Below are 6,733 nucleotides of genomic sequence, written 5' to 3' on the forward strand. Positions count from 1 at the left end.
ACTTCCACGAGCGCGTCGAGGTGAACTACGAGACGCCAGACCGTGTTCGCCTCGCCTTCGCCCGGCAGGCACCCCGGCGAGCAGGGCAGCGATCCATCGGGCCAGTCGTAGTGACGGGCGACTTCGCACGCCCCGAGAACGCTCCCGCTGTCGTCGAGAACTTCTTGATGCAACTGTCCGGAGCTTGAGAAGGGCCGCGCTCACCCTCTCGCGATTGTGTTTCGCCGAGGCGGGGTCAAGGCCGACTCGCACCGTCGCCGGTCGTTCCGATCATCGTGAGGCCCGCGAACTCGAGCGCACGCTGAAGTCGCCCGACGGTCTCGGCGCGCCGCCTGGCCGCGCCTGCGAAGGATGCGGCGTAGATAGCCCCCCGCACGACTTCCGCCGGACCGTGGCCACCCAGGTGGCGAGCGAAAGCACTCTCGCGAACGCCACGGCACTGCTCGGGCACTCTGACGAGAGCACCACGGCCCGCCACTACGTCCAGCGGCTCCATGTGGCTCCGGACCTGCGGGTCATCATCGATCAGCTCGTCGCCCAGGCGCCGGATGACGCCCTGGAGGGGCTAATTCGGAGGGTCAACGGAGGATCGGGAATGACGAAGGGCCCCACAGCCGCGTGATCGTGCGGGTGGGGCCCTTCGGCTGGCGGTAGCGGTGGGATTTGAACCCACGGTGGACTTTCACCCACACACGCTTTCGAGGCGTGCTCCTTAGGCCGCTCGGACACGCTACCTCGGTGCAGAAGGGTACCCGGTCGCGGGCCGTGCATCGAATCGGGGTCCACGGCACGATCCCCCCAAGGCCGAGCGGGCGCCTCGTCGGACCAACGATCAGCAAGGACCCGGCCCCGGCGAGGACCAGACGACAGGCCTACCGTGGAGGCGTGAGCACCGACGCACGCCAGGTCACCACCGCCTCGCTGGGGGACGTGGTCGACGCGCTCGCGGGGCACCGGCTGACGGTGCTGACCGGGGCGGGCGTCTCGACTGACTCGGGGATCCCGGACTACCGCGGCCCGGACTCGCCCCCGCGCACGCCGATGACGTTCCAGCAGTTCGTCGGGGACGAGGCGTTCCGGCGGCACTACTGGGCGCGCAACCACGTGGGGTGGCGGCACGTGAACAGGACGCTCCCCAACAAGGGCCACCGGGCGCTCGTCGCGCTCGAGCAGCGGGGTGTGGTGCTGGGGATCATCACGCAGAACGTGGACCTGCTGCACGAGGCGGCGGGGTCGCGGCACGTGATCGACCTGCACGGCCGGTACGACCGGGTGGTGTGCCTGGAGTGCGGGACGGTGATCGGGCGGCGCGAGCTCGCGGACCGGCTGGACGCGCTCAACCCCGGGTTCGCCGACGAGATCGGCGCGGTGGCCGACGTGGAGATCGCGCCGGACGCGGACGCGGTGATCGAGGCGACGAGCCACTTCGTCGTCGCGGACTGCGCGCGGTGCGGCGGGATGCTCAAGCCGGACATCGCGTACTTCGGTGAGACGGTGCCGCGCGAGCGGGTCGAGCGGGCGTACGCGCTGGTGGATGCGGGGGACGCGTTGCTGGTCGCGGGGTCGTCGTTGACGGTGCAGTCGGGGCTGCGGTTCGTGCGGCACGCCGCGCAGGCCGGCAAGCCGGTGGTCGTCGTGAACCGCGGAGCGACGCGGGGCGACCGGTACGCGGTCGTCACGCTCGACGCGGGCACGTCCGAGACGCTGACGGAGCTCGCGGAGGTGCTGCCGGCGCCCCGCGCGAGCGGCTGATCACTCCTCGCGCTGCAGCTCGAAGAAGTGCCGCAGCAGCGCGCCGCACTCCTCGTCGCGCACACCGCCGATCACCTCGACGCGGTGGTTGAGCCGCCGGTCACGCACCACGTCGAACTGCGACCCGCACGCGCCCGCCTTGGGGTCCCACGCGCCCAGGACGAGCCGCGGGATGCGCGCCAGCACGGTCGCACCCGCGCACATGAGGCACGGTTCGAGGGTCACGACGAGCGTGCAGTCGTCGAGCCGCCAGCGGCCGAGCGTCTCAGAGGCCGCGCGCAGGGCGCGCACCTCGGCGTGCGCGGTGGGGTCCTCGTCGGCCTCGCGTGCGTTGCGGCCCCGCCCGACGACGACACCGCCCGAGTCGATGACGACCGCCCCGACCGGGACGTCGCCCGTGCGGATCGCGCGGCGTGCCTCGTCGAGCGCCAGGCCCATCGCCCAGGCATCGGCCGGCTCCACGGGCCGGCCGGTGGAGGTCATGGCGTCATGATGACGCACCGCGCGCTCGTCGGACCAGGGGACGGACGCTCTCGCCGGACCCACGACGGTGCGTGCGCCGAGTCCCACCGCGGAGGGGCGGACCGACGAGTAACCTTCGGGCATGCGCCTGCACGTCGCGGACCACCCGCTCGTCGCCCACAAGCTCACGGTCCTGCGGGACCAGGGCACTCCGTCAGCCACCTTCCGGCTCCTCGTCGACGAGCTCGTCACGCTCCTCGCGTACGAGGCGACGCGGGACGTGCGCACGCGTGAGGTCGAGATCCAGACCCCCGTCGCGGTCACCACGGGCACCAAGCTCGCGCAGCCGCGCCCGCTCGTCGTGCCGATCCTGCGCGCGGGTCTCGGCATGCTCGACGGCATGACGCGCCTGCTGCCGTCCGCGGAGGTCGGCTTCCTCGGCATGCAGCGCGACGAGGAGACGCTCGAGGCGATCACGTACGCCAACCGGCTCCCCGAGGACCTCTCGGGCCGGCAGTGCTTCCTGCTCGACCCGATGCTGGCGACCGGCGGCACCCTCGTCGCGGCGATCGACTACCTGCTGCAGCGCGGCGCGCGTGACGTCACGGCCGTGTGCCTGCTCGCCGCGCCCGAGGGCATCAAGGTCGTCGAGGACTTCGTCGGGGACCGCGCCGACGTGCAGGTCGTGGTCGCGGCCGTCGACGAGCGCCTCAACGAGAAGGCGTACATCGTCCCGGGCCTCGGCGACGCGGGCGACCGTCTCTACGGGGTCGTCTGACCCTCCGCCGACGAAGGCGCCGCACGAACCGCTCAGCGGTCGCCGTCCGGCCGTCGCGTGCTTACCGTGGGCGCCATGCGAGTCGCGGTCGCCGGTGGTCACGGGAAGGTGGCCCGACATCTCACACGGGTCCTCGCCGCGCGCGGTGACGTCCCGATCGCGTTGATCCGGTCGCTCGACCAGGTCGACGACGTGACGTCCGACGGCGCCGAGGCGGTGGTCCTCGACCTCGAGCGGTGCAACGTCGCGGACGTCGCGGGTGCCGTCACGGGCGCCGAGGCGGTGGTGTTCGCTGCGGGCGCCGGGCCGGGCAGCGGGGCCTCACGCAAGGACTCGGTGGACCGCGCGGCGGCGGCACTGCTCGCCGACGCGGCCGAGCGTGCGGGCATCTCCCGCTACCTGCTCGTCTCCTCGATGGGCGTGGACGACCCTCCCGCGCAGGCCGACGGCGTGTTCGCCGCGTACCTGCGCGCCAAGGCCGCGAGCGAGCGCGACCTGCGCGCCCGCACCCTCGACTGGACGATCCTGCGCCCCGGCCGGCTCACCGACGACGAGCCGACCGGCCTGGTGCGGCTCGAGGAGTCGGTCGCGCCGGGCGCGATCCCGCGCCAGGACGTGGCCGCCGTGATCGCGTCCCTGCTCGCGAACCCCGCGACGGCCGGGCTCACGCTCGAGCTGGTCGCGGGCGCGGTGCCGGTCGACGCGGCGGTCGTCGCCGCCACCGAGCGCGCGGACTGACCCGACACCCGGGACCGTCAGGGAACGACCGGCTCCGACCGCAACGTGATCGCCCCGACCAGGTACTGGTCGCCGGACGTGCTGGGCGTCAGCGACGAGACGTCGCACGGAAGCGTGGCCGGGACGAAGCCCTTGGCGTCGATCCCGAGCGACGACGACGAGCGCCACCCGGACGCGGTCGAGTCGAACGCGTTGCTCGGGTCGCCGTACCCACCGTCGACGCGCAGCGGCGTCAGAGAGGTGGTCGCGCTCGTGCACAGGCCACCCAGGCGCATCCGGTCGCCGGTGAGCCCGCGGTCGCCCTCCCACCCGACCACGCCGACCCGTGCGGTCGAGCCCGCGGGCGCGGCGAACCGGAACGCGGGCGGCGGGGCGTTCGTGCCGACCCACAGGCCGCCGTCGTAGACCGTGACGCGCGAGTCGCCGGGTGCGGAGTACACGACGACGAGCGCCCAGCCGCCGTAGTACGTCGGGTCGACGTCCGTGCGCGTGGCGCTCACCGCCATGTCGGCGAGCGACCACGTGCCGCCGCCGCGCGCCTGCACGAGCGTCGTCACATCGGCGAACGACGAGTAGTAGCTGCGCTTCTTGTCGTCCGTGCGCTGCGTGGCCGTTCCCGCGACCGGCACGTACGCACCGCCAGGTCCGCGCACGAGCGCGTGGTCGAGCGCGCCGCTCCAGCCGTCGGACGGTCCGCGCACGGCCGACCAGTACAGCCCCGCGAACGCGACCTCGCGGCCCGCCGGCACCGTGAGCGTGGTGCTCGACGAGACGGGGACCTTGGTACGCGCGACCCCCTCGGGGGGCGCCTCGTCGATCGGCTGCATCTTCTGGGAGTTGTTGTCGGCACCGCCTGCGAGCGCCTTGCGGCAGGCGTCCGTCTGCGCGTCGCACGAGAGCACCGCGGCACCCGACTCGGTGACGGTCCAGCCGCCCGTCGCGGTGCTGAACCGCTCCGCGAGCCCGCCGGAGCGTCCGACGACCGGCACGCTCTCGACCACGGGCTTGTCGACACCCGTCGCGCTCGCCTCGATGCGCACCACCGTGCTCGCCGAGTAGTCGGAGGTCACCGGGAGCAGCACCTCGGCGACGTCGCCCGCCGCGAGCGTGCTCCAGCGGCACTCGACCGACCGGCCGCCGCCGCTCGTCGTGCACGCATCCGGCACCGGGACCGAGGTCCGCTCGGGGTCGACGACGAGGTTCGCGGGCAGGGTCACGCGCGCGACCACGTCCGCCGCGTCCGCGGCCGCGTCGTCCTCGCGCTGCACCGCAACCGCGAAGGCCACCGCACCGGTGTCGTCGGGCTGCAGCGTGACCGAGGCATCGCGGACCGCGAGCTGCGGCGCCCGGCCCGTGACAGCGAGCGTGAGCGGCGGCGCGTCGTCGGCGTCGTGCGCGGTGGCCGTGACGAGCGCGGCCTCGAGGCTGCCCACCGTGCCGACCGCGGCGGCGACCGGCAGCACGACCTGCGCGCTCCCCCCGGCCGCGAGCGCTGGCCCGTCGCACCGCACCTGGTCACCGGCACGCGACTCGACCACGTCGCACGCCCAGAGCACACCGTCCCACCCACCGCTCCACGTGACCCCCGCGGGCAGTCGCACGCCCAGCGCGACGGGGGCGGAAGCGAGGTCACCGGTGTTGGTCACCGTGAGCGTCAGGGTGCTCGTCCGGCCGCCCGACACCGCGAGGTCGGCGCCCTCGACGACGAGCGTCGCGGGCTGCGCGAGCGTCACCGGCACGCGGGCTGCGCTGCCCGTGGCCGGCGCGGGTCGCAGGACGAGGTCGATCGCGTCGACGGTGGCCGCCCGCCCGACGCCGAGGCCGAGCGTCAGGGGCGCGTCCGTGCGCCCGCGGATCTCACCGGCCGTGCACGTCAGCGTCGCCGCTGCGGCCTCGGGCGTCTCCGGGCTCGCACAGGTCCACGGTGCGGCGACCCGTCCGGTCCACGCGACTCCCGCGGGGAGCTGCACGTCCGCCTGGGCACCCGTCACCGGGGAGCGGCCCGCGTTGAGCAGCTCGAACGTCACGTCGCGCTCGCGGCCTGCGACGAGCGCGAGCGGCCCCTGGTCGCGCGACACCGCCAGGCGCGCGGGGCTCGGCGTGACCTTCACGCCGATGGGCGGCGGCCGGTAGTCGACCCCGGGTCCGGTCACGACGAGCCCGATCTCGGCGTCGTCGTGCTCGAACGACTCGTCGATGCTCACGGGCACCACCAGGCGCGCGGCGTCGTGCCCGGGGAGCTCGGCGAGCGTGCACGTCGCGACCTCGGTCCGCACCCCCGTGCACGTCCAGTCCTCGGCGGCCGACACCCCCGTGCCGAGCGAGCCCGTCGCGAACGTCGTGCCGGCCAGGCTCGTGCCGACGAGCCCCGCGGGCTCCTCGGCCATGCCGCCGAACCCGTCGACCCGCACGCCGTCGGGCAGCGTGAGCTCGGCCACCAGGCCGCGCGCGGGCAGGTCGCCCTCGTTGCGCAGCGTCAGCGCGAGCTCCTGCGCGGACGCGCCGCCGGCGAGCACGAGCCCGGTCGACGGCAGCGTCACCACGACCTTCGCCCCGACGGGCGGCGGGGTGGGCTCGACCGTCGGCGTGGGCTCGGACGTGGGTTCGGGTGTCGGCTGCGTCGTGGGGTCGGGTGTGGGCTCGGTGGTCGGGTCCGGCGTGGGGTCGGTCGTCGGGTCCGGTGTCGGCTCGTTCGTCGGGGCGGCGGTGGGGTCGTCCCCCGGGTCGCCCACCGGCGGGACGATGACGCGCGTCGTCGGTCCGTCCGTCGGCGTGGCCGACGGCCCCGGGGTGGGCGCTCCGCTCGGCGCGGTGCTCGCCGCCCCGGACGGCTCGGGCGCACTCGTCGTCGCGGTGACGGTCGGCACGGGGTGCGCGTCGAGCACCAGGCCCTTGTCGCCTGCGTTCAGCACGACGGCGACAGCGACGGCCGCCACCACCACCGCTCCCGCGACACCCGCGACCACGCCCGCGGGGATGCTCGCGAGGAACGCCGCGAGCCCT

At 74.4% G+C, this 6,733-nt stretch carries 5 protein-coding genes, 1 tRNA gene and 1 pseudogene; 4 read left to right on the forward strand and 3 right to left on the reverse strand.

Translation table 11 applies throughout. From position 1 onward, the window contains the following. Nucleotides 1-188: hypothetical protein (locus CWIS_RS19390; protein WP_231583768.1), on the forward strand; the 188-nt coding region annotated here is incomplete at its 5' end. A 457-nt stretch (nt 189-645) separates the two neighbouring features. On the opposite strand, the gene CWIS_RS10010 is transcribed toward CWIS_RS19390, so the two are convergent. Next, a tRNA-Ser gene (locus CWIS_RS10010) sits at nt 646-735 on the reverse strand. 150 nt (nt 736-885) lie between these two features. Here CWIS_RS10010 and CWIS_RS10015 point away from each other — a divergent pair. Beyond that, a complete protein-coding gene (locus CWIS_RS10015) occupies nt 886-1,752 on the forward strand; it encodes a Sir2 family NAD-dependent protein deacetylase (RefSeq protein ID WP_048343142.1) in 867 nt (288 codons plus the stop codon). Here the strand turns inward: CWIS_RS10015 and tadA are convergent, their stop codons facing one another. Further along, nucleotides 1,753-2,235, reverse strand: a complete 483-nt coding sequence (gene tadA / locus CWIS_RS10020) for a tRNA adenosine(34) deaminase TadA (protein ID WP_048343143.1) — start codon at nt 2,233-2,235, stop codon at nt 1,753-1,755. It abuts the gene before it with no gap. 121 nt (nt 2,236-2,356) lie between these two features. On the opposite strand from tadA, the gene upp reads away from it, so the two are divergent. Further along, nucleotides 2,357-2,992, forward strand: a complete 636-nt coding sequence (gene upp / locus CWIS_RS10025) for a uracil phosphoribosyltransferase (protein ID WP_048343144.1) — start codon at nt 2,357-2,359, stop codon at nt 2,990-2,992. A gap of 75 nt (nt 2,993-3,067) precedes the next feature. Then, nucleotides 3,068-3,730, forward strand: a complete 663-nt coding sequence (locus CWIS_RS10030) for an NAD(P)H-binding protein (RefSeq protein WP_048343145.1) — start codon at nt 3,068-3,070, stop codon at nt 3,728-3,730. Nucleotides 3,731-3,747: 17 nt separating this feature from the next. Here the strand turns inward: CWIS_RS10030 and CWIS_RS18875 are convergent. Continuing rightward, a pseudogene (locus CWIS_RS18875) lies at nt 3,748-6,733 on the reverse strand (hypothetical protein); the annotation flags it as partial.

The sequence above is a fragment of the Cellulomonas sp. A375-1 genome (genome assembly GCF_001040865.1).
Lineage (GTDB): Bacteria > Actinomycetota > Actinomycetes > Actinomycetales > Cellulomonadaceae > Cellulomonas > Cellulomonas gelida.

What these genes read in the sequence shown, in the direction of transcription:
- tadA (WP_048343143.1), bottom strand. Translation starts at nt 2,235, where the DNA reads ATGACCTCCACCGGCCGGCCCGTGGAGCCGGCCGATGCCTGGGCGATG.
- upp (WP_048343144.1), top strand. Translation starts at nt 2,357, where the DNA reads ATGCGCCTGCACGTCGCGGACCACCCGCTCGTCGCCCACAAGCTCACG.
- CWIS_RS10030 (WP_048343145.1), top strand. Translation starts at nt 3,068, where the DNA reads ATGCGAGTCGCGGTCGCCGGTGGTCACGGGAAGGTGGCCCGACATCTC.